This is a genomic window from Pseudomonas sp. SWRI111 (assembly GCF_014268555.1).
GTDB classification, from domain to species: domain Bacteria; phylum Pseudomonadota; class Gammaproteobacteria; order Pseudomonadales; family Pseudomonadaceae; genus Aquipseudomonas; species Aquipseudomonas hamedanensis.
Genome location: NZ_JABWQQ010000004.1, coordinates 167,778 through 191,942 on the forward strand (window position 1 = coordinate 167,778; position 24,165 = coordinate 191,942).

At 61.2% G+C, this 24,165-nt stretch carries 23 protein-coding genes; 10 read left to right on the top strand and 13 right to left on the bottom strand.

All coding sequences use genetic code 11. The features are described from left to right. Positions 1 to 99: 99 nt before the first annotated feature. The 5 genes from miaB (at position 100) to lnt (ending at position 5,779) form a co-directional block, all read left to right on the top strand. The gene (gene miaB, locus HU755_RS07685) at positions 100 to 1,428 is read left to right on the top strand and encodes a tRNA (N6-isopentenyl adenosine(37)-C2)-methylthiotransferase MiaB (RefSeq protein ID WP_186631192.1); all 1,329 of its coding nucleotides are present in this window, start codon (positions 100 to 102) and stop codon (positions 1,426 to 1,428) included. 216 nt (positions 1,429 to 1,644) lie between these two features. Next, positions 1,645 to 2,643: a PhoH family protein gene (locus tag HU755_RS07690; protein WP_186631195.1), complete on the top strand. Its 999-nt coding sequence runs from the start codon at positions 1,645 to 1,647 to the stop codon at positions 2,641 to 2,643. Next, on the top strand, positions 2,636 to 3,130 hold the full coding sequence (gene ybeY / locus HU755_RS07695; protein WP_186619492.1) for an rRNA maturation RNase YbeY: 495 nt from the start codon (positions 2,636 to 2,638) through the stop codon (positions 3,128 to 3,130). The genes HU755_RS07690 and ybeY overlap by 8 nt, the downstream gene beginning before the upstream one ends. Positions 3,131 to 3,135: 5 nt before the next feature. Next, positions 3,136 to 3,975 carry an HlyC/CorC family transporter gene (locus HU755_RS07700; RefSeq protein ID WP_007909641.1) on the top strand — a complete coding sequence of 280 codons (840 nt, stop codon included), beginning with the start codon at positions 3,136 to 3,138 and terminating at the stop codon, positions 3,973 to 3,975. Between the two features lie 280 nt (positions 3,976 to 4,255). Further along, on the top strand, positions 4,256 to 5,779 hold the full coding sequence (lnt, locus tag HU755_RS07705; protein ID WP_186631402.1) for an apolipoprotein N-acyltransferase: 1,524 nt from the start codon (positions 4,256 to 4,258) through the stop codon (positions 5,777 to 5,779). Positions 5,780 to 5,868: 89 nt separating this feature from the next. Here the strand turns inward: lnt and HU755_RS07710 are convergent, their stop codons facing one another. After that, positions 5,869 to 6,648: a YdcF family protein gene (locus HU755_RS07710; protein ID WP_186631198.1), complete on the bottom strand. Its 780-nt coding sequence runs from the start codon at positions 6,646 to 6,648 to the stop codon at positions 5,869 to 5,871. Between the two features lie 105 nt (positions 6,649 to 6,753). Continuing rightward, positions 6,754 to 7,077, bottom strand: a complete 324-nt coding sequence (locus HU755_RS07715; protein WP_186631201.1) for a hypothetical protein — start codon at positions 7,075 to 7,077, stop codon at positions 6,754 to 6,756. A 255-nt stretch (positions 7,078 to 7,332) separates the two neighbouring features. Here HU755_RS07715 and leuS point away from each other — a divergent pair, with 255 nt between their 5' ends. The 5 genes from leuS (at position 7,333) to HU755_RS07740 (ending at position 13,439) form a co-directional block, all read left to right on the top strand. Then, positions 7,333 to 9,939, top strand: coding sequence for a leucine--tRNA ligase (gene leuS / locus HU755_RS07720; RefSeq protein ID WP_186631218.1), 2,607 nt, complete (start codon positions 7,333 to 7,335; stop codon positions 9,937 to 9,939). An 88-nt stretch (positions 9,940 to 10,027) separates the two neighbouring features. Beyond that, the gene (gene lptE / locus HU755_RS07725; protein WP_186631221.1) at positions 10,028 to 10,633 is read left to right on the top strand and encodes an LPS assembly lipoprotein LptE; all 606 of its coding nucleotides are present in this window, start codon (positions 10,028 to 10,030) and stop codon (positions 10,631 to 10,633) included. Positions 10,634 to 10,672: 39 nt separating this feature from the next. Further along, positions 10,673 to 11,710 carry a DNA polymerase III subunit delta gene (gene holA, locus HU755_RS07730; RefSeq protein ID WP_186631224.1) on the top strand — a complete coding sequence of 346 codons (1,038 nt, stop codon included), beginning with the start codon at positions 10,673 to 10,675 and terminating at the stop codon, positions 11,708 to 11,710. A gap of 180 nt (positions 11,711 to 11,890) precedes the next feature. Further along, positions 11,891 to 12,055, top strand: a complete 165-nt coding sequence (gene arfA / locus HU755_RS07735) for an alternative ribosome rescue factor ArfA (protein WP_186631227.1) — start codon at positions 11,891 to 11,893, stop codon at positions 12,053 to 12,055. A gap of 61 nt (positions 12,056 to 12,116) precedes the next feature. Continuing rightward, positions 12,117 to 13,439, top strand: coding sequence for a lytic murein transglycosylase (locus tag HU755_RS07740; RefSeq protein WP_186631230.1), 1,323 nt, complete (start codon positions 12,117 to 12,119; stop codon positions 13,437 to 13,439). Between the two features lie 110 nt (positions 13,440 to 13,549). On the opposite strand, the gene HU755_RS07745 is transcribed toward HU755_RS07740, so the two are convergent. The 11 genes from HU755_RS07745 to rsfS all read right to left on the bottom strand — a co-directional run bounded on the left by HU755_RS07745 (position 13,550) and on the right by rsfS (position 24,095). Continuing rightward, complete coding sequence (locus HU755_RS07745) at positions 13,550 to 14,500, bottom strand: LD-carboxypeptidase (RefSeq protein WP_186631233.1); 951 nt, start codon at positions 14,498 to 14,500, stop codon at positions 13,550 to 13,552. A 172-nt stretch (positions 14,501 to 14,672) separates the two neighbouring features. After that, positions 14,673 to 15,671, bottom strand: coding sequence for a lipoyl synthase (gene lipA, locus HU755_RS07750; RefSeq protein ID WP_169432710.1), 999 nt, complete (start codon positions 15,669 to 15,671; stop codon positions 14,673 to 14,675). A 25-nt stretch (positions 15,672 to 15,696) separates the two neighbouring features. Then, entirely contained in the window at positions 15,697 to 16,344 is a 648-nt protein-coding gene (gene lipB / locus HU755_RS07755) for a lipoyl(octanoyl) transferase LipB (RefSeq protein ID WP_039761815.1), read from the bottom strand. Next, positions 16,344 to 16,619, bottom strand: coding sequence for a DUF493 domain-containing protein (locus HU755_RS07760; protein ID WP_016773029.1), 276 nt, complete (start codon positions 16,617 to 16,619; stop codon positions 16,344 to 16,346). The genes lipB and HU755_RS07760 overlap by 1 nt, the downstream gene beginning before the upstream one ends. Positions 16,620 to 16,699: 80 nt before the next feature. Beyond that, positions 16,700 to 17,857 carry a D-alanyl-D-alanine carboxypeptidase family protein gene (locus HU755_RS07765; RefSeq protein WP_186546791.1) on the bottom strand — a complete coding sequence of 386 codons (1,158 nt, stop codon included), beginning with the start codon at positions 17,855 to 17,857 and terminating at the stop codon, positions 16,700 to 16,702. Between the two features lie 187 nt (positions 17,858 to 18,044). Then, the gene (locus tag HU755_RS07770) at positions 18,045 to 19,055 is read right to left on the bottom strand and encodes a septal ring lytic transglycosylase RlpA family protein (RefSeq protein ID WP_186546790.1); all 1,011 of its coding nucleotides are present in this window, start codon (positions 19,053 to 19,055) and stop codon (positions 18,045 to 18,047) included. After that, positions 19,055 to 20,065 (bottom strand): lytic murein transglycosylase B, encoded by a 1,011-nt coding sequence (gene mltB / locus HU755_RS07775; RefSeq protein ID WP_186631236.1) that lies wholly within the window; start codon positions 20,063 to 20,065, stop codon positions 19,055 to 19,057. Before mltB ends, HU755_RS07770 begins: the two co-directional genes overlap by 1 nt. Positions 20,066 to 20,082: 17 nt before the next feature. Continuing rightward, a complete protein-coding gene (rodA, locus tag HU755_RS07780; RefSeq protein WP_186631405.1) occupies positions 20,083 to 21,186 on the bottom strand; it encodes a rod shape-determining protein RodA in 1,104 nt (367 codons plus the stop codon). Between the two features lie 31 nt (positions 21,187 to 21,217). Next, positions 21,218 to 23,113 carry a penicillin-binding protein 2 gene (gene mrdA, locus HU755_RS07785; RefSeq protein ID WP_186631239.1) on the bottom strand — a complete coding sequence of 632 codons (1,896 nt, stop codon included), beginning with the start codon at positions 23,111 to 23,113 and terminating at the stop codon, positions 21,218 to 21,220. Positions 23,114 to 23,123: 10 nt separating this feature from the next. Continuing rightward, entirely contained in the window at positions 23,124 to 23,591 is a 468-nt protein-coding gene (gene rlmH / locus HU755_RS07790; RefSeq protein ID WP_011063671.1) for a 23S rRNA (pseudouridine(1915)-N(3))-methyltransferase RlmH, read from the bottom strand. Between the two features lie 9 nt (positions 23,592 to 23,600). Continuing rightward, positions 23,601 to 24,095: a ribosome silencing factor gene (gene rsfS / locus HU755_RS07795; RefSeq protein ID WP_186619503.1), complete on the bottom strand. Its 495-nt coding sequence runs from the start codon at positions 24,093 to 24,095 to the stop codon at positions 23,601 to 23,603. Positions 24,096 to 24,165 lie beyond the last annotated feature (70 nt).

Below are 24,165 nucleotides of genomic sequence, written 5' to 3' on the forward strand. Positions count from 1 at the left end.
CGCGAACTATAGCATAGCCACCGGACGCACAGCGGTAGGAACCTGACGGCTTGTTCCCTATAATGCGCGGTTCTTTGAATCACGTGACGACACTAATCCATGGCCAAGAAGCTTTACATCGAAACCCACGGTTGCCAGATGAACGAGTACGACAGCTCGCGCATGGTCGATCTGCTGGGCGACCATCAGGCCCTGGAAGTCACCGCACGCGCGGAAGACGCCGACGTGATTCTGCTCAACACCTGCTCGATCCGCGAACGTGCCCAGGACCGCGTGTACTCGCAACTGGGCCGCTGGCGCGAGCTGAAACTGGCCAACCCGGACATGGTCATCGCCGTCGGCGGTTGCGTGGCCAGTCAGGAAGGCGCGGCAATTCGTGATCGCGCTCCTTACGTCGACGTGGTGTTCGGCCCGCAGACCCTGCACCGTCTGCCGGAGATGATTGACGCCGCGCGTCTCACCAAACTGCCGCAGGTCGACGTCTCGTTCCCGGAAATCGAAAAGTTCGACCACCTGCCCGAGCCGCGTATCGATGGGCCGAGCGCCTATGTCTCGGTGATGGAAGGCTGTAGCAAGTACTGCACGTTCTGCGTGGTGCCGTATACCCGTGGCGAAGAAGTCAGCCGGCCATTCGACGACGTGATCGCCGAGATCATCCACCTCGCCGAACACGGCGTGCGCGAAGTGACCTTGCTGGGGCAGAACGTCAACGGCTATCGCGGCTTGACCCACGACGGTCGTCTGGCCGATCTGGCCGAGCTGATTCGCGTGGTTGCCGCCGTCGATGGCATCGACCGCATCCGCTACACCACCTCGCACCCGCTGGAATTCTCCGACAGCCTGATTCAGGCCCACGCCGAAGTACCGGAGCTGGTCAAGCACCTGCATTTGCCGGTGCAGTCGGGCTCCGACCGGATCCTCGCGGCGATGAAGCGCAACCACACGGCGCTGGAGTACAAGTCCAAGCTGCGCAAACTGCGCGCCGCCGTGCCGGGGATTTGCATCAGTTCGGACTTTATCGTGGGCTTCCCGGGTGAAACCGAGAAAGACTTCGAACAAACCATGAAGCTGATTGCCGATGTCGGCTTCGACTTCTCCTATTCGTTCGTTTATAGCCAACGCCCGGGCACGCCCGCCGCCGATCTGGCCGACGACACCCCGGAAGAGTTGAAGAAAGAACGCCTCAACGCGCTGCAACATCGTTTGAATCAGCAGGGCTTCGAGATCAGCCGACAAATGGTCGGTTCGATCCAGCGCATTCTGGTGACCGATTATTCGAAAAAAGACCCGGGCGAGCTGCAAGGGCGCACCGAGAATAACCGTATCGTCAACTTCCGCTGCGACAATCCAACCCTGATCGGCCAGTTCGCCGACGTGCACATCGACGCGGCGCAACCGCACTCGCTGCGCGGCTCGCTGGTTCAATAACAATGCCTATCCCCTGTGGGAGCGAGCCTGCTCGCGAAAGCGCTGTGTCATTCAACAGAGATGTCGTCTGGCACTCCCCCCTTCGCGAGCAGGCTCGCTCCCACAGGTCAAGCGCAGCGGCGCTTATCGGCTGAGCTATTTAAGAGCTTTCGCACCCAAGCCACTGGCGTTATCCTTGATTTCATCTTAATTGCCCCAGGGCGGCTAAATACGACCTTGAACGCACCCATCGAACCACATCGTTTTATTCTCGAGCCCTTTGAGGCTCGCCGCTTCGCCAATCTGTGCGGGCAATTCGACGAGCATTTGCGCTTGATCGAACAGCGCCTGACCATCGAGATCCGCAACCGCGGAAACCAGTTCGAGCTGATCGGCGATCCCAAGCTCACCACATCTGCGGAAAACCTGCTGCGCCGCCTGTACCGGGAAACCAAGGGGACCGAGCTGTCGCCGGACCTGGTGCACCTGTTCCTTCAGGAATCAGCCGTCGAGCAGATGGACAACCACTCTCCTGCCGAACCGTCCGTCGCCCTGCGCACCAAAAAAGGCATGATTCGCCCGCGCGGCCTGAATCAGCTGCGCTACGTGAAGGAAATCCTCGGCAACGACATCAACTTCGGCATTGGCCCGGCCGGTACCGGCAAGACTTATCTGGCCGTGGCCTGCGCTGTCGATGCGCTGGAACGCGAGCAGATTCGCCGCATCCTGCTGGTGCGTCCGGCGGTCGAAGCGGGCGAAAAGCTCGGTTTCCTGCCCGGTGACCTCGCACAGAAGATCGACCCGTACCTGCGCCCGCTCTATGACGCACTCTACGAGATGCTCGGATTCGAGTACGTGGCCAAGCTGATCGAGAAGCAAGTGATCGAAGTCGCTCCGCTGGCTTACATGCGCGGTCGCACGCTGAACAACAGCTTCATCATTCTCGATGAAAGCCAGAACACCACGGTCGAGCAGATGAAGATGTTCCTCACCCGGATCGGCTTCGGCTCCACCGCGGTTATCACCGGCGACATCACCCAGGTCGACCTGCCACGCGGCACCAAGTCCGGCCTGCATCATGTGATCGAAGTGCTCAAAGACGTGCCGGGCATCAGCTTCACTCACTTCCAGCCTAAAGACGTGGTGCGCCATCCATTGGTGCAGCGGATTGTCGAAGCCTACGAGCGCTTCGAAAGCCGCGCCGATGCGCCAAAGGAAGCCCCACGCGATGCTTGAGCTGGATCTGCAAATTGCCACCGAAGCGTCGGCGCCGAGTGAAACCGAATTGCGCCAATGGTGCGAACTGGCCCTGCGCCAGCGCACCGCCGACTCGGAGATGACCATTCGTCTGGTCGACGAGGAAGAAGGCCGCGAACTCAATCACACCTGGCGTCACAAGGATTACGCGACCAACGTCCTGTCGTTCCCGGCCGAAGTGCCTGACGAGTTTCTCGACATCCCGCTGCTCGGTGATCTGGTGATCTGCGTGGCGGTGGTCGAACGCGAGGCCGCCGAGCAGGGCAAGGCACTCAACGCCCACTGGGCACATCTGGTCATTCACGGCTGCTTGCATCTGCTCGGTTACGACCATATAGATGACGAAGAAGCCGAGGAAATGGAAGCACTGGAACGCGAGTTGCTTGCTGAACTGGGCTTTCCCGATCCGTACGCGGACGACGAAACCGAACACTCCCCCATCGTTACAACAAAGGATTCAGAGTAATCGCTATGAGCGAAGATCGATCGAGCAACGGGCAGAAGTCATGGCTGGGTAAACTCACCCAGGCTTTTGCCCACGAGCCGAAGAACCGTCAGGAGCTGCTTGAGCTGCTGCGCGATGCACATCAGAACAAATTGCTGGACAGCGAAGCGCTGGCCATCGTCGAAGGCGCCATTCAAGTGGCTGACCTGCAAGTTCGCGACATCATGGTGCCGCGCTCGCAGATGATCAGCATCAAGGCGACCCAGACACCCCGCGAATTCCTCCCTGCCGTGGTCGACTCGGCCCACTCGCGCTATCCGGTGATTGGCGAAAGCCACGATGACGTGATGGGCGTGTTGCTGGCCAAGGACTTGCTGCCGCTGATCCTCAAGGAAAACGGCGACAGCTTCAACATCAAGGACCTGCTGCGCCCGGCCACCTTCGTGCCGGAGTCCAAGCGCCTGAACGTGTTGCTGCGTGAATTTCGCGCCAACCACAACCACATGGCCATCGTCATCGACGAATACGGCGGCGTCGCGGGTCTGGTGACCATCGAAGACGTGCTCGAGCAGATCGTCGGCGACATCGAAGACGAACACGACGTCGAAGAAGACAGCTACATCAAGCCGCTGCCCAGCGGTGATTTCCTGATCAAGGCGCTGACGCCGATCGAGAACTTCAACGAGTTCTTCGACAGCGAATTCTCTGACGACGAGTTCGATACCGTGGGCGGCCTGGTGATGAGCGCGTTCGGCCACTTGCCAAAACGCAACGAAATCACTGAAATCGGCGCCTATCGTTTCCGCATCCTGAACGCCGACAGCCGTCGGATTCATTTGCTGCGACTCACGCCAATTGCTCGGTAAAGAAATCTAAGGATTGGGGTATGTCATCAGCTATTTCCTGCATCGCGTTGCGCCTGAAAGCGGGCCAGGCAAGGCGCAGTCCGTAGGGAATGGCATTCCCTTTCCAAGGACTGCAACGCAGCATGGCCCGCTTTCAGGCACAACCCGGAGGGCCGGGCCTGCTGTTACGTAGGGCTGCGTTACTCGTCGCTCATTTGAAAAACCAAACCACACTCCTCGTGCCTTGCCCTACGTAACAGCAGGCCCGGCGCGATACAGGAAATAGCTGATGACATACCCCCTGCGCTGGACAACCCGCCCCGGCTGGCCCGGTAACCTGCTGGCCGTGGCGGCCGGTGCAATCACCACGTTCGCTCTTGCTCCGTTCAACATCTGGCCGCTGGCGTTGCTGGCGGTCGGTCTGTTCTATGCCGGTTTGCGTGAACTGAACCCGCGTCAGGCGCTGGGCCGTGGCTGGTGCTTCGGCTTCGGCCTGTTCGGCGCCGGCACCAGCTGGATCTATTACAGCATTCACCATTTCGGCGGCGCTTCGGTATTGCTGGCCGGCTTCCTGATGCTGCTGTTCACGGCGGCGATTGCCTGGTTCTTCGCCCTGCCTGCCTGGCTATGGACGCGCTGGTTGCGCCGTAACGAAGCACCGCTGGCCGATGCGTTGGCGTTCGCTGCGCTGTGGGTCGGCCAGGAAGCCTTCCGTGGCTGGTTCCTGACCGGTTTCCCTTGGTTGTATTCCGGTTACAGCCAGCTCGACGGCCCGCTGTCCGGACTCGCGCCAGTCGGCGGCATGTGGCTGGTGTCGTTCGTGCTGGCGTTGACGGCAGCGTTGATCTACAACGCGCCGCGCCTGTTGCAGGCTCGTCGCAAGGGCTTTATCGCCGCCGGTGTGTTGCTGCTCGTTGGCCCTTGGGCGGCGGGGATCGCGTTGAAAGGTCACGCCTGGACCAGTCCGTCCGGTGCACCGCTGACGGTCGCCGCGATTCAGGGCAACGTCGCGCAAAGCATGAAATGGGACCCGGCCGAGCTCAACGCGCAACTGGCGTTGTACCGCGATCTGAGTTTCCGCTCCAAACCGGTCGACCTGCTGATCTGGCCGGAAACCGCCGTGCCGGTGCTCAAGGAGTCCGCCGAGGGCTACCTGACGATGATGGGCACGTTCGCCGCCGAGCGTAAATCGGCGTTGATCACCGGCGTACCGATTCGCCAGACCGTGCACCACGAACGCCGCTTCTACAACGGCATCACCGTGGTGGGCGAAGGCGATGGCACGTATCTCAAGCAGAAACTGGTGCCGTTCGGCGAATACGTACCCTTGCAGGACGTGCTGCGCGGACTGATCGCATTCTTCGACTTGCCGATGTCCGACTTCGCTCGTGGCCCGTCCGATCAGGCGTTGTTGCAGGCCAAGGGTTATCAGATAGCACCGTTCATCTGCTACGAAGTGGTCTACCCGGAATTTGCCGCCGGGCTGTCGGCACGCAGCGATCTGTTGCTGACGATCAGCAACGACACCTGGTTCGGCACTTCGATCGGCCCGCTGCAACATCTGCAGATGGCGCAGATGCGCGCGCTGGAAGCCGGCCGCTGGATGATCCGCGCGACCAATAACGGCGTGACCGGCCTGATCAACCCGTTCGGGCAGATCACCGAGCAGATTCCGCAGTTCGAACAGGGCGTGCTGTACGGCGAAGTGGTGCCGATGCACAACCTGACGCCATACCTGCAATGGCGTTCGTGGCCGCTGATCGTGCTGTGCCTGTTGCTGTTTGGCTGGGCGCTGATGGCGAACCGGATGTCGAAAACCCTTTAAAAGCTTCGCGAGCAGGCTCGCTCCCACATTGGGAAGCATTTCAATGTGGGAGCGAGCCTGCTCGCGAAGAGTGCATTAACAGCACCGAGTCAATCGTGGTGGGCATCACCTCGGTAAAACAACCAATACCCCACCTGCCCCACCGCCTCGTTAAGCAACTGCCCGCTCTGCCAGATCGATTTGAACTCCGGCAGCCAGCCACCAAACGGCCGGGCGTTGTCGGTGCCGAGGAAACCCACCGGCGCCGGCACCACTTCAAATCCCGCCTGCTGAAAACTCCAGACCGAACGCGGCATATGCCACGCCTGCGTGACCACGACGACACGTTTGATCCCTTGCGGCAGCAACATGTCGGCGCTGAATTTGGCGTTTTCCCAAGTGGTGCGACTTTCGCCTTCCTGCCAACGCACCGTCACACCGAAGTCATCGCGCAACGAATCAGCCATCAACTTGGCCTCGGTCGGCGGCGTACCGTAATGCAGGCCGCCACTGGTCAGAATCGGCAGGCCAGACGCCTTCGCCAGACGCGCCGCGTAGCGCTGGCGTTCAAGCCCGATACCGGTCGGCTGATCGTCGCCCCAGGCCAGATCGCCACGCTCACGCCCCGAACCCAGCACCACAATCGCATCGGCACGCTGCGCCAGCGTCGCCCACTCTTCGCGGGCCAACGGCGGCTGGCGTTCGAGCGCCTTGGCGCCCCACTGCACGACCACCGGCAGGCTCATCAGCCAGAGGCCGCCAAAGCCAAGGGCAAAGCACACCCCGGCCAGTCGCGGCCGCGAGCGGCGCAACCACCAGGCGGCGAGCAACAGCAATAAAAGAATGCCGGGCGGCAAGAGCAGTTGTTTGACGAAATAACGAAACGGCATCGGGCATCTCCAGAGATGCCCGAAGCCTAAGTGGCTTAATCCAATGCGACAACCGCCAGGGTCGGATCCTGTTGAAAAAGATCCCGTTGTTGCCCTGCCATGGGGTTACTTGGCCTGCAGAGAACGAACCTTGACGGCCTCTCTGGCCGGCTTCTTGTCCTTGAGCCAGATGACCTTGGCCGAATGAGCCGCATCGAGCTGCTTCACTGCTTGTGACAGGCATCCGTGGGTTTCACGCTCACTTCGATCCAGATAGGCCTTGACCAGTTTGAACTCGGCGGGGCTCAAGCCACGCAGTTCCAGTTCCAGGGGGCGCTCGTCGCGCAGCCGGTCAGCGGTTTTCAAGGCATCCAGGGCCATGCCCAGACGATCGATCAGCCTTTCGTACAACTCGGGTTTCGTTACGTTTTTTTTCCGTTGCTCCACCATCCCTCACCTCATTGAAGATAAGACTCACTCCCCAGTTAGAGCTTAGCTTCGCTGCGCAAACCGGCTACACGCCGCGACCAACGGCCCCCGCTGCGCTTTGACCGGGCCCACCCGCTGTAATCAGGGTTTCCCTAGGCCAAGCGCGGTCATGTATGCTACGGCGCTTCCTGTCATTCCACTTCCAGCGCACCCGGGCCATCCCGAATGCTGCCGTCGAAGAGGATTAGGCCACCCCTATCCAGTACAAAAGTAGCCATGCACGAACAATATCAGCCCCGTGAGATCGAAGCCGCCGCCCAATCGTTCTGGGACGAGCAAAAGTCCTTTGAAGTCAGTGAACAGCCAGGCAAGGAAACCTACTACTGCCTGTCGATGTTCCCTTACCCCAGCGGCAAGCTGCACATGGGGCACGTGCGCAACTACACCATCGGCGACGTGATCTCCCGCTATCAGCGCATGCAAGGCAAGAACGTCCTGCAACCGATGGGTTGGGACGCCTTTGGCATGCCGGCAGAAAACGCCGCGATGAAAAACAACGTCGCGCCGGCCAAATGGACCTACGAAAACATCGCCTACATGAAGTCGCAGCTGCGCAGCCTCGGCCTTGCGGTCGACTGGTCCCGTGAAGTGACCACCTGCAAGCCGGACTACTACCGCTGGGAACAATGGCTGTTCACGCGTCTGTTCGAAAAAGGCGTGATCTACCGCAAGAACGGTACCGTGAACTGGGACCCGGTCGACCAGACCGTGCTGGCCAACGAGCAAGTCATCGACGGTCGCGGCTGGCGCTCCGGCGCGCTGATCGAAAAGCGCGAAATCCCGATGTATTACTTCAAGATCACCGCCTACGCGGATGAGCTGCTGGAAAGCCTCGACGAACTGACGGGCTGGCCGGAACAGGTCAAGACCATGCAGCGCAACTGGATCGGCAAATCCCGTGGCATGGAAGTGCAGTTCCCGTACAACGTCGACTCGATCGGCGAAGCCGGCACCTTGAAAGTCTTCACCACCCGTCCGGACACCCTGATGGGCGCGACCTACGTCGCCGTTGCTGCCGAACACCCGCTGGCCAGCCTGGCCGCGCAGAACAACCCTGAGCTGCAAGCGTTCATCGCCGAATGCAAGGGCGGCAGCGTCGCAGAAGCCGACGTCGCCACCCAAGAGAAAAAAGGCCTGCCGACCGGCCTGTTCGTCGAGCACCCGCTGACCGGTGAAAAACTCCCGGTGTGGGTCGCCAACTATGTGCTGATGCACTACGGCGACGGCGCGGTCATGGCCGTACCGGCCCACGACGAGCGCGATTTCGAATTCGCTCACAAGTACAACCTGCCGGTGAAATCGGTGGTGCGCACCAGCTCCGGTGATACCAACCCGGCGCCGTGGCAAGACGCCTATGGCGAGCATGGCACGCTGATCAACTCCGGCGAATTCGACGGCCTGGACTTCGCGGGCGCATTCGACGCCATGGAAGTCGCCCTGATCAAGAAGGAACTGGGCGCCTCCCGTACCCAGTTCCGCCTGCGCGACTGGGGCATCAGCCGTCAGCGCTACTGGGGCTGCCCGATCCCGATCATCCACTGCGATGCGTGCGGTGACGTGCCGGTGCCGGAAGACCAACTGCCTGTCGTGCTGCCGGAAGACGTGGTGCCGGACGGCGCCGGTTCGCCGCTGGCGCGCATGCCGGAGTTCTATGAGTGCAGCTGCCCGAAATGCGGCGCGCCGGCCAAACGCGAAACCGACACCATGGACACCTTCGTCGAGTCGTCGTGGTACTACGCCCGCTACGCCTCGCCGCACTTTGAAGGTGGCTTGGTGGAGAAATCCGCGGCGGATCACTGGCTGCCGGTCGATCAATACATTGGCGGTATCGAACACGCGATTCTGCACCTGCTCTATGCGCGCTTCTTCCACAAGCTGATGCGCGACGAAGGCCTGGTCAGTTCCAACGAGCCGTTCAAGAACCTGCTGACCCAGGGCATGGTGATCGCCGAGACTTACTATCGTCGCGAAGCCAACGGTGCCTACACCTGGTTCAACCCGGCGGACGTGGAACTTGAGCGGGACAGCAAAGCCAAAGTCATCAGCGCCAAGCTGAAGTCCGACGGCCTGCCGGTGGAAATCGGCGGCACCGAGAAGATGGCCAAGTCGAAGAACAACGGCGTCGACCCGCAGTCGATGATCGATCAGTTCGGCGCCGACACCTGCCGCCTGTTCATGATGTTCGCCTCGCCGCCCGACATGAGCGCGGAATGGTCGGACTCCGGTGTTGAAGGCTCGCACCGTTTCCTCAAGCGCGTCTGGCGTCTGGCCCAGTCCCACGTTACCCAGGGCTTGCCGGGCAAACTGGACATCGCAGGTCTGAGCGACGAGCAGAAAGCCGTTCGTCGCGCCACTCACCTGGCGATCAAGCAAGCCAGCCATGACGTTGGCCAGAACCACAAATTCAACACCGCCATCGCCCAGGTCATGACGCTGATGAACGTGCTGGAAAAAGCCGCGCAAGGCACCGAACAGGACCGCGCGCTGCTGCACGAAGGGCTGGAAGCGGTCACGCTGCTGCTGGCGCCGATCACCCCGCACATCAGCCACGAACTGTGGAAGCAACTGGGTCACGCCGATGCCGTGATCGACGCAGGCTGGCCGGCGGTGGACGAAAGCGCACTGGTGCAGGACAGCCTGACTCTGGTTATTCAGGTCAACGGCAAGCTGCGCGGCCAGATCGAGATGCCGGCCAGCGCGACCCGCGAAGAAGTCGAAGCGGCCGCTCGGGTCAACGAAAACGTGCTGCGCTTCGTCGATGGCCTGACGATTCGTAAAGTGATCGTGGTGCCGGGCAAACTGGTCAACATCGTTGCCAGCTAAATTGGATTGGGTGTCGGGCTTGCCCGGCGCCCTGTAAAACCTTTCGGGCCGCCGGGTCGGCCCACATGGTTTCAAGGGGAGCAACACAATGATCAAACGCAATCTGCTGGTGATGGGCCTCGCTGTCCTGCTGAGCGCCTGCGGTTTCCAGCTGCGTGGCACTGGCACCAATGAACTGTCGATCAAGGAACTCGACCTGAGCGCCCGTAACGCCTATGGCGAAACCGTGACTCAGCTGCGTCAGGTACTGGAGTCCAGCGGCGTCAAGGTTTACAGCGGCGCGCCGTACAAACTGTTCCTGGCTGACGAGCAGGAAAGCCAGCGCATCCTCAGCTATGCAGGCGCCGGTCGCACAGGCGAGTATCAGGTCAGCACTGTTCTTAGTTATGACATCCGCGGCGAGAACAACCTGCAACTGCTGAGCGACAAGCTTGAAGTGCAGAAAGTGTTCATCCATGACGGCAACAACCTCGTCGGTTCCGATCAGGAAGCCAATGACGCCCGCCGTGAGACCCGCCGTGAGCTGGTTCAGCGCATGATGCTGCGCCTGCAGCAACTGACCCCGGGTCAACTGCAACAATTGCAGCAAACCGCCAACGACCGTGCCAAGGCAGAAGCCGACGCACTGGAAGCGGCGCAGAAGGCTGAGGCGCAAACCCCGCGTCAGTCGCCGCTCGAAATCCCGCAGCAGTAAGACGACCGGGGCGCCCAGGCGCCCCGCTCGCCCTTCCTTATGAAGCTCGCTCCCGCCCAACTCGGCAAACACCTGCAAGGCGCTCTTGCGCCGGTCTACGTCATCAGTGGCGATGACCCGCTGCTGTGTCAGGAAGCCGCCGACGCTATCCGCAGCGCTGCTCGCCAGCAAGGTTTCGACGAACGTCAGGTCTTCGCCGCCGACGCCAATTTCGATTGGGGCACGTTGTTGCAGGCTGGCGCCAGCATGTCGTTGTTCTCGGAAAAACGCCTGCTGGAATTGCGCCTGCCTTCGGGCAAGCCCGGTGACAAAGGTGCCGCGGCACTTATCGAATACTGCTCGCGCCCCGCTGAAGACACGGTGCTGCTGATCAGCCTGCCCAAGCTCGACGGCAGCGCGCAGAAGACCAAGTGGGGCAAGGCGCTGGTCGAAGGTCAGCAAACCCAGTTCGTGCAGATCTGGCCGGTGGATGCCAATCAGCTGCCGAGCTGGATTCGCCAGCGCCTGTCTCAGGCAGGTCTGTCGGCCAGTCAGGACGCCGTCGAATTGATTGCCGCGCGAGTCGAGGGCAACCTGCTCGCCGCCGCGCAGGAAATCGAGAAGCTCAAACTGATGGCCGAAGGTGGGCAGATCACCCTTGAAACCGTTCAGGCCGCCGTGGCGGACAGTGCGCGTTTTGACGTGTTCGGCCTGACCGACGCGGTACTCAACGGCGAACCGGCCCACGCCTTGCGCATGCTTGAAGGCCTGCGCGGTGAGGGCGTCGAGCCGCCAGTGATCCTCTGGGCGCTGGCGCGGGAGTTGCGTCTGCTGGCCAATATCTCGCTGCAGTACAGTCAGGGGACGCCGCTGGACAAATGTTTCAGCCAGGCGAAACCGCCAGTCTGGGACAAGCGCAAACCCCTGATGAGCAAGGCCCTGCAACGCTACTCGGCGCAACGCTGGGCGCAGTTGTTGCTCGAAGCTCAGCGTATCGATGCGCAGATCAAAGGTCAGGCGGCCGGTTCGCCGTGGATGAGCCTGAGTCGGTTGGCGCTGTTGATGGCCGGTCAGCGTCTGACACTTCCCGCCGAGTAGGCATTCGACCGCATCACGCCCATTCGCGAGCAGGCTCGCTCCCACAGGTGACCGCGTTCCAACGTGGGAGCGAGCCTGCTCGCGAAGACGCCATAACATTCGTATACAACTGTTACTGGACAGACGCCAGGCATCGGCAGATTATTCCCCCCGCAAAACCCACCTCACAGAGAGAATCTCATGAGCAAAAAGCCAGCGAAACACGGCTCCAACAAGGCCAAATCCATCGTCGCCCAGCCCTTGTTCCGCAGCCGCCAGGAACGACCAGCCAAGGGCAAAGGCAGCTACCGCCGCGAAGCCTTCCAGTCTGACAACTGGGAGGCTTCTTACTTTCTGGCTGCCTGAAGCGCAGTACCCCCCGCTCATGTTAAGGTCTGCACCTGATTCGTATCTCCTGGAACCGTGCATGCCCTTAAGTCTTTCCCGTCGTTGGCCTGTCCGCCAATTGATCGCTGCCTCCAGCTTCATTCTGCTTGTCGCCTGTGCGGAAAAACCCACCGCCGCCGATGCGCAACCGCTTCAAGCCGCCCCGGTCACCACGGCCCCAGCGATCGTCCCGCCGGTAGTGCCGTCCGCCGACCCGCTTGATATTCAACCAACCCAGACGTTTGCCGAATGGCAGGCCGGTTTCCGCAAGGATGCCCTGGCTGCCGGGATTCGCGCCGAGCTGTTCGATCGCGCCTTCGCCAACATCAGCTTCGATGCCAGCGTGATTCGCGCCGATCGCAGCCAGCCGGAATTCTCCCGTCCGGTATGGGAATACCTCGACGGTGCGCTGTCGCCATTGCGGGTGCGAAAAGGTCAGGCACTGATTGAGCAGTACGCCGATATTCTGCAAAGCATCGAGCAGCGCTATGGCGTTGATCGCCAGGCATTGGTGTCGGTATGGGGCATGGAAAGCAACTTCGGCCAGTTCCAGGGCAGCAAGTCGGTGATCAACTCACTGGCGACCCTGGCTTATGAAGGTCGCCGTCCGGGTTTCGCCCACGCGCAGCTGATTGCCGCCCTGCAAATTCTGCAACAGGGCGATATCACTCCCGAGAAAATGCTCGGCTCATGGGCCGGTGCGATGGGCCAGACCCAATTCATTCCGACTACTTACAACACCCACGCGGTGGACTTCGACGGTGACGGTCGCCGCGATATCTGGGGCAGCCCCGCCGATGCATTGGCCTCGACCGCACACTACCTGCAAAGCTCGGGCTGGCAGCGTGGCCAGCCGTGGGGTTTCGAAGTGCAAGTGCCGAACAACTTCAATTACACCCTCGCTGACGGGGCGATTCGCAAAAGCGTTGCCGAATGGCGCCAACTGGGTGTGACCCTGCCAAATGGCGCGCAGGTCCCGGCGGGTTCCGAACAACTGTCCGCCGCCCTGTTGTTGCCCGCCGGCCATCGTGGCCCGGCATTCCTGATCCTCGATAACTTCCGGGCGATCCTCAAGTACAACAATTCGTCGTCGTATGCGCTGGCGGTGAGTCTGTTGTCCGAACGTTTCAGCGGCGCAGGCCTGATCAGTGGCAGCTGGCCGAAAGATGATTTACCACTGAGCCGCACCGAGCGGATCGAGTTGCAAACGCTGCTGAGCGCGCGCAATTACGATGCCGGCACGGCAGACGGGATTATCGGCGCCAATACGCGCAAGGCGATTCGCAGTGCCCAGCAGGCGCTGGGCTGGCCGGCGGATGGCTATCCGACGCATAAGTTGCTAGAGAGCCTGCGCACCCAATAAAGCCTTCGGGAGCAAGCCCCCTCCCACATTCGACCGAGTTTCAACATGAGAACAGGGTCAATTGTGGGAGGGGGCTTGCTCCCGAAGACTGAATCACTGGCAACGGACCTTTAAGATCTGACCACCACATCCTGCTCCAGCATCAACTCCTGCTTGCCCGCATCCAGCCGCACCAGCGCGCCCAACGGCAATGTCAGGTTCGGATCGCAATGGCCACTGCGCCATCCCGACAGCACCGGAATCCGCAGCGGTTCAAAGGTCTGCTTCAGTAAGCGATTCAGCGCCGCGACCTCCACACCCGCGATATCACCGACCAACACCCCACGCAACCTGGCCAGCTTGCCGGCCAGACGCATCTGGGTCAGCAGTCGGTCGATGCGATACAGCGGCTCGTTGATGTCCTCGATGAACAGAATCGCCCCTTCGACCTCGATCTCATAAGGCGTGCCCAATGTCGCAGCGATCATCGCCAGATTGCCGCCAAGCAAACGCCCGTGGGCGATGCCCGGCTCTACGGTAGTCAGCGGATAAGCCACCGGGTGGCTCAGCACACTGCCCGCCTTGATCTGCCCGCGCAGCATGGCAAAAAACGAAGTGACCGTCGGCGGTTCCTTGTCGCCCAACAGATCAGCGTTGAGCAGCGGCCCGTGAAAGGTCACAAACCCGGCATAGCGGCTGATCGCCAAATGCAGCGCGGTGATGTCGCTGTAGCCGACGAAGGGCTTGGCATGGCGGCTCAGCAGGTCATAGTCGATGCGGTCCAGCAGCCGGGGCGTGCCGTAGCCGCCGCGCAGGCAAATGATCGCGTCGACTTCGGGGTCAGCGAACGCTGCGTGCAGATCGCGCAGACGTACCTCGTCACTGCCGGCCAGATAGCCATCCTTCTCGTAGACCCCGGGAAACACTTTCAGCCCGTAACCGCGGGCGCGCATCCATTGCACCGCCTTATCGGTGTCCAGAGCACCGGGGCCGGCGGGTGCAATAACGCCGATCAGCCCCTCCGAGGGCAGCGCGGGCACAGCGCGGTGCGGGCAAAGTGTTTGGGTCGGTCGAACGGTCATCCTTGGATCTCCCTGTGAATTCATGCACACACAGTAGTCAGGAACGGGCACAAACAGAAGAGGGTCAGCCACGCCGTGGATTGAAGGAAAAGTCAGCAACGAATGTAAGCCGGGCAAAAAAATGCCCGCCGGGCGTTAAGCCTCGGCGGGCATTTTGTACATCAGTGCGGGATCAGGAACCCAGCAGCTCTGCCTTGACCAGCTTCGCCTGCTCATCGGCGTGGTACGAGGAGCGTACCAGCGGACCGGAAGCAACGTTCTTGAAGCCCATCTTGTAGCCTTCCTCGGCGAACCAGGCGAAGGTGTCCGGGTGCACGAAACGCTGCACCGGCAAGTGGCTGCGCGACGGTTGCAGGTACTGACCGAGGGTCAGCATGTCGATGTCGTGTTCGCGCATGCGCTTCATGACTTCGATGACTTCGTCGTCGGTCTCGCCCAGACCCAGCATCAGGCCGGACTTGGTCGGAATGTGCGGCATCATCTGCTTGAAGCGTTGCAGCAGGGTCAGCGACCACTGGTAATCCGAACCCGGACGCGCGGCCTTGTACAGGCGTGGCACGGTTTCCAGGTTGTGGTTGAACACATCCGGCGGCTCGGCGGCGGTGATTTCCAGGGCAATGTCCATGCGGCCACGGTAGTCCGGGACGAGCGTCTCGAGCTGCACGTTCGGCGACAGTTTACGGATTTCACGGATGCAGTCGGCAAAGTGCTGGGCGCCGCCGTCACGCAGGTCGTCACGGTCCACCGAGGTGATGACCACGTACTTGAGCTTGAGGTCGGCGATCGCAATAGCGAGGCTTTGCGGCTCGTTGACGTCCAATGGCTTCGGACGACCGTGACCCACGTCGCAGAACGGGCAGCGACGGGTGCAGATGTCGCCCATGATCATGAAGGTCGCGGTGCCGCCGGAGAAGCATTCGCCAAGGTTCGGGCAGGACGCTTCTTCGCAGACGCTGTGCAGCTTGTGCTTGCGCAGCAGGCTCTTGATGCGGTCGACCTCCGGGGAAACCGGGATGCGCACGCGGATCCAGTCGGGTTTCTTCGGCAGTTCGGTGGTCGGAATGATCTTGACCGGGATGCGTGCAACCTTCTCGGCGCCGCGCAGCTTGACGCCGGCTTCAACCTTGGGACGCGGGGCCGGGCGCTCGGTCACGTCGAGCGTCGGGATCATGGTTTGCACTGCATCAGTAGTCATATCAGTCGATTCCGCCCGTGAGGGTCGTCTGCTCAGCATAGTCGAGGTGTTTGACGAGCTGCGCGCGCAGCCGGGCACTTACCTCGGCAAATTCAATCGATCCTGCGTGGTCACTCAGCTGGGTCATAGCCAGCCCGGCGTAGCCGCAGGGATTAATCCGTCGAAACGGTTCCAGGTTCATATCCACGTTCAAGGCCAGGCCGTGAAAGGAGCAACCGTGGCGAATGCGCAAACCCAGAGAAGCGATTTTCGCTCCATCGACGTACACGCCGGGAGCATCTGGCTTGGCGGCGGCGGTGACGCCGTAGCTGGCCAGCAGTTCGATCAGACAGGCTTCCATGCGGCTGACCAGATCACGCACGCCGAATCCCAGCTTGCGTACATCCAGTAACAGATAGGCCACCAGTTGCCCGGGGCCATGATAAGTCACTTGGCCGCCACGATCGACCTGCACCACCGGAATATCGCCCGGCAGCAGCAAATGCTCGGCCTTGCCCGCCTGGCCCTGGGTGAACACCGGCGGGTGCTCAACCAGCCAGATTTCGTCGGCGGCATCGCTCCCGCGTTCGTTGGTAAAGCGCTGCATGGCATGCCAGACCGGCTCGTACGCCATCTGGCCAAGCTCGCGAAAGCCCAGCGTGCCGTGCATCACAGCACCATGTGTACGAAGCCGGTCGCCCGCAGTTCGCTGTTGATGTTGTACAGCTGATCCTGATCGGTGGCGACGATGTGCAGCTGGATAGTGGTGTACTTGCCGGTGCTGCTTTGACGCTCGTCGATGCGCTCATCATTGATGGTCGCGTGTTTCTTGACGATCTCGATGATCTGGTCTTTGCGGCCGACGCCCGTATCGCTGATCACCTTGATCGGGTAATCAGTCTGCGGAAATTCGATTTTTGGCGCCTGTACTTCGGTATCGGTCATGGCGTAACGGCCTCTTAAGCCGTGGTAACGCACATGGCCCCGCACCGGATCGGGGCGGGGCCATGCAGGTCAACACTAAATCAGTTGAACAAGCCGTAGAAGAATAGACGGATGCTATCCCACATGCGGCGGAAGATACCACCCTCCTCGACGCCATCCAGAGCGATCAGGTCAGCGCTGTGCACGACCTTGTCTTCCAGTTTGACTTCGACTTTACCGATCACGTCGCCCTTGGCGATTGGCGCAACCAGTTGCGGGTTCATGGTCATGCTCGCAGCGAGCTTCTTCAGCTGGCCCTTCGGCAGAGTCATGGTCAGGTCTTGCGCCAGGCCAGCCTTGACCTGGTTGGTGGTGCCTTTCCACACCGGCGCCTGCGCCAGTTCAGTGCCCTTCTGGTAGAAGGTCTGGGTTTCGAAGAAACGGAAACCGTAGGTCAGCAGCTTCTGGGTTTCAGCGGCGCGAGCCACTTCGCTGTTGGTGCCGAACACCACGGCGATCAGGCGCTGGCCGTCACGTACCGCCGAGGACACCATGCAGTAGCCGGCTTCATCGGTGTGGCCGGTTTTCAGACCGTCTACAGTCTTGTCGCGCCACAGCAGCAGGTTGCGGTTAGGCTGTTTGATGCCGTTCCAGAAGAACTCTTTCTGCGAGTAGATCGCATAGTGAGCCGGGTCTTCGTGGATGATCGCGCGGGCCAGGATCGCCATGTCGTGCGCGGACGAGTAGTGCTCAGGGTTCGGCAGACCGGTCGGGTTCATGAAGTGGGTGTTGGTCATGCCCAGTTCGGTGACGGTCTTGTTCATCAGGTCGGCGAATGCGTCTTCGCTGCCGGCGATGTGTTCGGCCAGGGCGACGCTGGCGTCATTGCCGGACTGGATGATGATGCCGTGCAGCAGGTCGCTGACCGTGACTTGCGAGCCGACCTTGATGAACATCCGCGAACCGCCGGTGCGCCAGGCGTTTTCGCTGACGGTCACCGGGTCGTTTTCACCGATCTGGCCGCGGCGGATTTCCAGGGTCGCGATGTACGCGGTCATCAGCTTGGTCAGGCTGGCCGGCGGCAGACGCTGGTCGCCATTGTTTTCGACCAGCACGTTGCCGCTGCTGGCGTCCATCAGAACGTAGGCCTTGGCAGCCAGTTGTGGTGGCGACGGCATCATCTCGGCCGCAAAAGCGGCTGGCGAGAGGAGCAGCGGGACTAGCAGACACAGGCGTTTGGCAAAGGTGGTGATGTTCATCCGTCTCTCGAAATCGCTAATGGAAACTTGCCCGAAGGCAAAACTTATTCAGACAGCCTTCTAACGGGCCATCGCGTGTTCAGTTGCTCACTCCAGTCACCCTTGCCGGGCTTTTGTTCTTCGACGAGCCAACAACCTGGTTCACCCCCCGAATACCGCAAGTGAACCGTCAATCAAGGTCTACGTATTACTCGGTGACCACACTGGGCGAACCCAGGTTGGCCAGGCGCACGCTGTTCTGCACCTGGGCGATCTCACCCGGCGAGCCGATCGGCCCCAGGCGTACCCGGTGCAGGGTCTGCTGATTGCGCACGATCGAGCTGATGAACACCGGAGCGCTCACCATCCCGCTGAGCTTCGACCTCAGCAGTTCGGCAGCGTCCGGGTTGGCGAACGCGCCCACCTGCAGATACTGGCCAGACGCTGGTGCAGAAGCGTTTTTTTTTGCATCGATCTGCACCGGCACTACGGCCGCAGCATGCTGTTGCGGCGGCGGCGTCCACTGCTCGACGGTGCCGGCCGAAGCCGTGATCACCGGCGCGCTATTTTGCGCCACTTGCGGCTCGTTGAGCATCAGCGGCGCCGGACGCCCCTTGGCTGCCCACCATTGCTGCGGATCGATGCCTTCAACCTTGACCCGCGCGGTGCCGGTTTCGGCATAGCCGAGTTTCTTCGCCGCGGCGTAGGACAGGTCGATGATGCGATCGGAGTAGAACGGCCCGCGGTCATTGACGCGCAGGATCACGCTCTTGTTGTTGTCCAGGTTGGTCACCCGAACGTAGCTCGGCAGCGGCAAGGTCTTGTGCGCGGCACTCATGCCGTACAGGTCATACACTTCGCCGTTGGCGGTGTTCTGGCCATGAAACTTGGTGCCGTACCAGGACGCCGTGCCCGAAGCCACGTAGGTCTTGGATTCCTGCAACGGAAAGTAGGTCTTGCCCAGCACGGTGTACGGGTTGGCCTTGTACGGGCCGGTGTGCAGGGTCGGGGTCGCATCGGGGATGCGCGAGACATCAACGTCCCACCACGGCGCGCCATCTTTGTGCGCGCGGTTGATGTCCAGGCCCGGTTGGGCGCGGACAGCGGTGGACGGGGTCTTCTGCGTCGGCGTGCGGCTGGTCGTGCAACTGGCGACCAGGACTGCCAACGCAGCGAAAGCCACCAGCTTCAGGGGTTTGTTGTTAGGCAATGCCTGCATTACTTGACGCCCCGTGCTTGTACCAGCTGTTCAGACAGTTGATGTACGGCCATGGCGTACATCACGCTGCGGTTATAACGCGTGATTGCGTAGAAATTCTTCAGGCCCATCCAGTATTCCGGACCATTGTCGCCTTCAAGGCGAAATGCAGTAACCGGCATATCATCGCGCAGCGCATCATGACTTGACCAGCCCAGCGCCCGCAACTCCGCCACCGTCTTCACCGGCTCGATGCCGGTGGTCAAGCCTTCATCGGCCTGCTCGCCACGCACATCGGCACGGCTGACCACCGGTTCGCCGGCAACCCAGCCATGACGCTTGAAATAGCTGGCCACGCTGCCGATCGCATCATCGGGGTTGTTCCAGATATTGATGTGGCCGTCACCGTCGAAATCCACCGCGTAGGCGCGAAAGCTGCTGGGCATGAATTGCGGCAGGCCCATGGCCCCGGCGTACGAGCCTTTGAGGGTCAGGGGATCGACCTGCTCTTCACGGGCCAGCAAGAGGAACTCACGCAGTTCCTTGCGGAAAAATTCGGCACGGGGAGGATAGTCGAAACCGAGCGTCGACAAGGCGTCGATGACGCGGAAATTACCGGTATTACGTCCGAAAAAGGTCTCTACGCCGATGATCGACACGATGACTTGTGCCGGCACGCCATATTCCTGCTCGGCACGGGCCAGTGTCGCCTCGTGCTGACGCCAGAAGTCCACGCCGCGGGCGATACGCGCGTCGGTGATGAACATCGGGCGGTATTCGTTCCACTGCTTGACCCTTTCGGCGGGCTTGGAGATGGCGTCGAGAATCGACTGCTTGCGTTGCGCCTCGCGGAACACACCCATCAGTTGTTCACCGGCGAAACCGTAGTCGCGGGTCATTTCTCCGACGAATTCGGCCACCTGCGGCGAGCCTTCATAGTCGCCGGCCAGCGCTTCCTGCACGCCCCCCAGCAGGCCCATCAGGCCAACCAGCGGCGCACATCGAGTCGCCCAGCCACGCATTGCTTGCATTGAACTCTTCACCTTATTCAAACCTGTGCGATCCACTTGCGATGGGTATGGATCGACATCAAAACCCCAAACGCTGACAGCAGCGTCACCAGCGAAGTTCCTCCGTAGCTAATGAACGGCAACGGCACCCCTACGACCGGCAACAGGCCACTGACCATACCGATGTTGACGAAAACGTAAACAAAAAATGTCATGGTCAACGCACCGGCGAGCAACTTGCCGAACAGCGTTTGCGCCTGGGCGGTGATCACCAACCCTCGTCCGATCAGCAACAAATAAATCAGCAACAGCGCACAGATGCCGACCAGACCGAACTCTTCGCCGAGCACGGCAATAATGAAGTCGGTGTGGCTTTCCGGCAGAAAGTCCAGGTGCGACTGGGTGCCGAGCAGCCAGCCCTTGCCGAATACCCCACCGGAACCGATCGCCGCTTTCGACTGGATGATGTTCCAGCCGGTGCCCAGCGGATCGCTTTCCGGGTCGAGGAAGGTCAGGACCCGCTGCTTTTGATAGTCGTGCATGACGAAAAACCACATCGCCACCGACACCGGCACGGCCGCCGCCAGCACGCTGAGAATCCAGCGCCAGCGCAAGCCACCCATGAACAGGACGAAAGCGCCACCGGCGAGAATCAGCAGCGAGGTGCCCAGATCCGGCTGGCGCACGATCAGAACGAACGGCACGCCAATCAGCATCAGGCTGATGCCGACGTGCTTGAGTTGCGGCGGCAAGGTGCGCTTGGACAGGTACCAGGCGATGGTCGCCGGCATGAGGATCTTCATGAATTCGGAGGGCTGGAAGCGGATCACCCCGGGGATGTTGATCCAGCGCGTGGCGCCCATGGCGTTGTGACCCATGATGTCGACGACGATCAGCAACACCACGCCGATCACGTAGCCGAGCGGCACCCAACGGGCCATGAAACGCGGCTCGAACTGGGCGATGACGATCATCGCCACCAGACCGATGCCGAACGACGTAGCCTGCTTGCCGAGCAGATCCCAGCTCTTGCCGCTGGCCGAATACAGCACGAACAGGCTGCCGGCGGCGAGAATCAGCAGCAGGATCAACAGCGGGCCGTCGATATGCAGCCTTTGCAGCAACGTCGCGCGGCGACGCATCACATCCTCGCTGGAGAGCATGCGATCGAAGTTATTCATCACGGGCCTGGGCCTCCGCAGTGATTGGGCTGGCGTATTCGGCTTTCAGATGACCGTCCTTATCGAGCAGCCAGGCGTCCATGATCTGACGCACCACGGGCGCGGCGACGCCGGAACCGGATTCGCCGTTCTCGACCATCACCGAGACGACGATTTTAGGGTCATCGGCCGGGGCGAAACCGACGAACAAGGCGTGGTCGCGGTGGCGCTCCTGAACCTTGGAACGGTCATATTTCTCGCCCTGTTTGATCGCGACCACCTGCGCGGTACCGGACTTGCCGGCGATGCGATATTGCGCGCCGATCGCCGCTTTGCGCGCAGTGCCACGGGCCCCGTGCATCACCTGCTGCATGCCGTGGTTGACCTTGTTCCAGTCGGACGGGTCGCGCAGCACGATGTTCGGCATCGGGTTGTCGTCCACCGGCTTCACCCCGTCGAGGGACTTGGCCAGGTGCGGACGATTCCAGATGCCTTTGTTGGCGACCAGCGCAGTGGCCTGGGCCAGTTGCAGCGGCGTCGACTGCATGTAGCCCTGGCCGATCCCGAGGATCAGGGTTTCGCCAGGGAACCACGCCTGTTTGCGGGTGGCGCGCTTCCATTCGCGAGACGGCATCAGGCCGGGGGATTCTTCGAACATGTCCAGCGAGACCTTCTGGCCGATGCCGAACTTGTTCATGTAGGCCGACAGCCGATCGATGCCGAGCTTGTGCGCCAGGTCATAGAAGTAGGTGTCGTTGGAACGCATGATCGCCGTGTCGAGGTCGACGAAGCCGTCACCGGTGCGGTTCCAGTTGCGGTACTTGTGATCGTAATTGGGCAGCATGTAGTAACCCGGATCGAACACCCGGCTGGACGCCGTGACCACGCCCGCGTCGAGGCCGGCAATCGCCACCGCCGGTTTGATCGTCGAACCCGGGGGGTACAGACCGCGCAGCACGCGGTTGAACAGCGGCCGGTCGATGGAATCACGCAACTCGGCGTAGGCCTTGAAGCTGATACCAGTGACGAAGAGGTTGGGGTCGAAGCTCGGCTGACTGACCATCGCCAGCACTTCACCAGTCTTCGGATCGAGCGCAACCACCGCGCCACGGCGCCCGCCCAGTGCTGCCTCGGCCGCTTCCTGCAATTTGATGTCGAGGCTCAGGACAATGTCCTTGCCGGGAATCGGATCGGTGCGCTTGAGCACGCGCAACACCCGGCCACGGGCGTTGGTCTCGACTTCTTCGTAACCGACCTGACCGTGCAATTCCGGCTCGTAGAAACGCTCGATGCCGGTCTTGCCGATATGGTGGGTGCCGCTGTAATTGACCGGGTCGAGCGACTTCAGCTCTTTCTCGTTGATCCGCCCCATGTAACCCACCGAGTGCGCAAAATGCGCGCCCTGCGGATAGTGACGGACCAGTTGCGCCACCACTTCCACCCCAGGCAGGCGGAACTGGTTCACGGCAATCCGGGCGATCTGCTCCTCGCTCAGTTCGAACAGAATCGGCACCGGTTCGAACGGTCGGCGCCCCTGACGCATGCGTTTCTCGAAGATCACCCGGTCCTCGGGCGTCAGCTCCAGCACCTCGACAATGACGTCGAGCACCTGTTGCCAGTCGCCGGAGCGCTCGCGGGTCATGCTCAGGCTGAAGCTCGGACGGTTGTCCGCCACCACCACGCCGTTGCGGTCGAAGATCAACCCGCGGGTCGGCGGAATCGGCTGCACGTGGACGCGGTTGTTTTCCGACAGCGTCGAGTGGTACTCGTACTGGATCACTTGCAAGTAATACAGCCGCGCGATCAGCACGCCGATCAGCATCACGATCACGATCGCACCGAACACGACGCGGCTGCGCACCAGACGGGCGTCCTTTTCGTGGTCCTTGATGCGGATCGGCTGAGTCATGGGGACAGGATTACTTGTGGTAAGGGTGACCGGACAGCACGGTCCAGGCACGGTACAACTGTTCGCCGATCAGGATCCGCACCAGCGGGTGCGGCAACGTCAGCGGCGACAACGACCAGCGCTGGTCAGCCCGGGCGCAAACTTCCGGCGCCAGCCCTTCCGGGCCACCGACCATGAAATTGACCGTGCGCGAATCCAGCCGCCAGCGATCAAGCTCGACCGCCAGTTGCTCGGTGCTCCAGGGCTTGCCGTGAACTTCCAGCGTGACGATCCGCTCGTTGTGCCCGACCTTGGCCAGCATGGCTTCGCCTTCCTGGCGGATGAAACGGGCCACGTCGGCATTCTTGCCACGGGTATTGAGCGGAATTTCCACCAGTTCCAGCGCCAGCTCGGACGGAAGACGCTTGGCATATTCATGCCAGCCTTCTTCCACCCACTTGGGCATGCGTGAACCGACGGCGATCAGGCGCAGTCGCACAGCAATCCCTTAGAACTGGTCTTTGTTGAGCTTGGTGAAATGCTCGTGGGTGTTTTCCGGGCTGTGGTGCTTGGCGTCGGCCGCGCGGCTTTGCTCGGCACCGGCCCACAGACGCTCCAGGTCGTAGAACTGACGTGCCGAGGCGGTCATCATGTGCACGATCACCAGATCGAGGTCGAGCAACACCCAGTCGCTGTCGCCCTTGCCTTCTTCGCCCAGCGGCTTGGCGCCCTGTTTCTTCACTTCTTCGCGGACCTTGTCCAGCATCGCGTTGATCTGGCGATTGGAGGTACCGGTGGCGATGATCATGTAGTCAGTGATGCTCTGCTTGTCGCGCACATCAATGATCTGGATGTCCTGGGCCTTGACGTCTTCCAGCGCGGCGACGGCAAGCTTGACCAGTTCGTCGCCCTTGAGCGGCTCATTGGTGTTGACCGCTTCAGGCAGCGGCGCGCTCTTGAAGGTGCCTTTGCGCTTTACTTTCGGTAGATCTTTGTCAGTCATATAAAACTCGTTTTGCTCATGTATTCGGCGGCTTGGGATACGGTGATTCGTATCAGTGAAGCACGCCTTG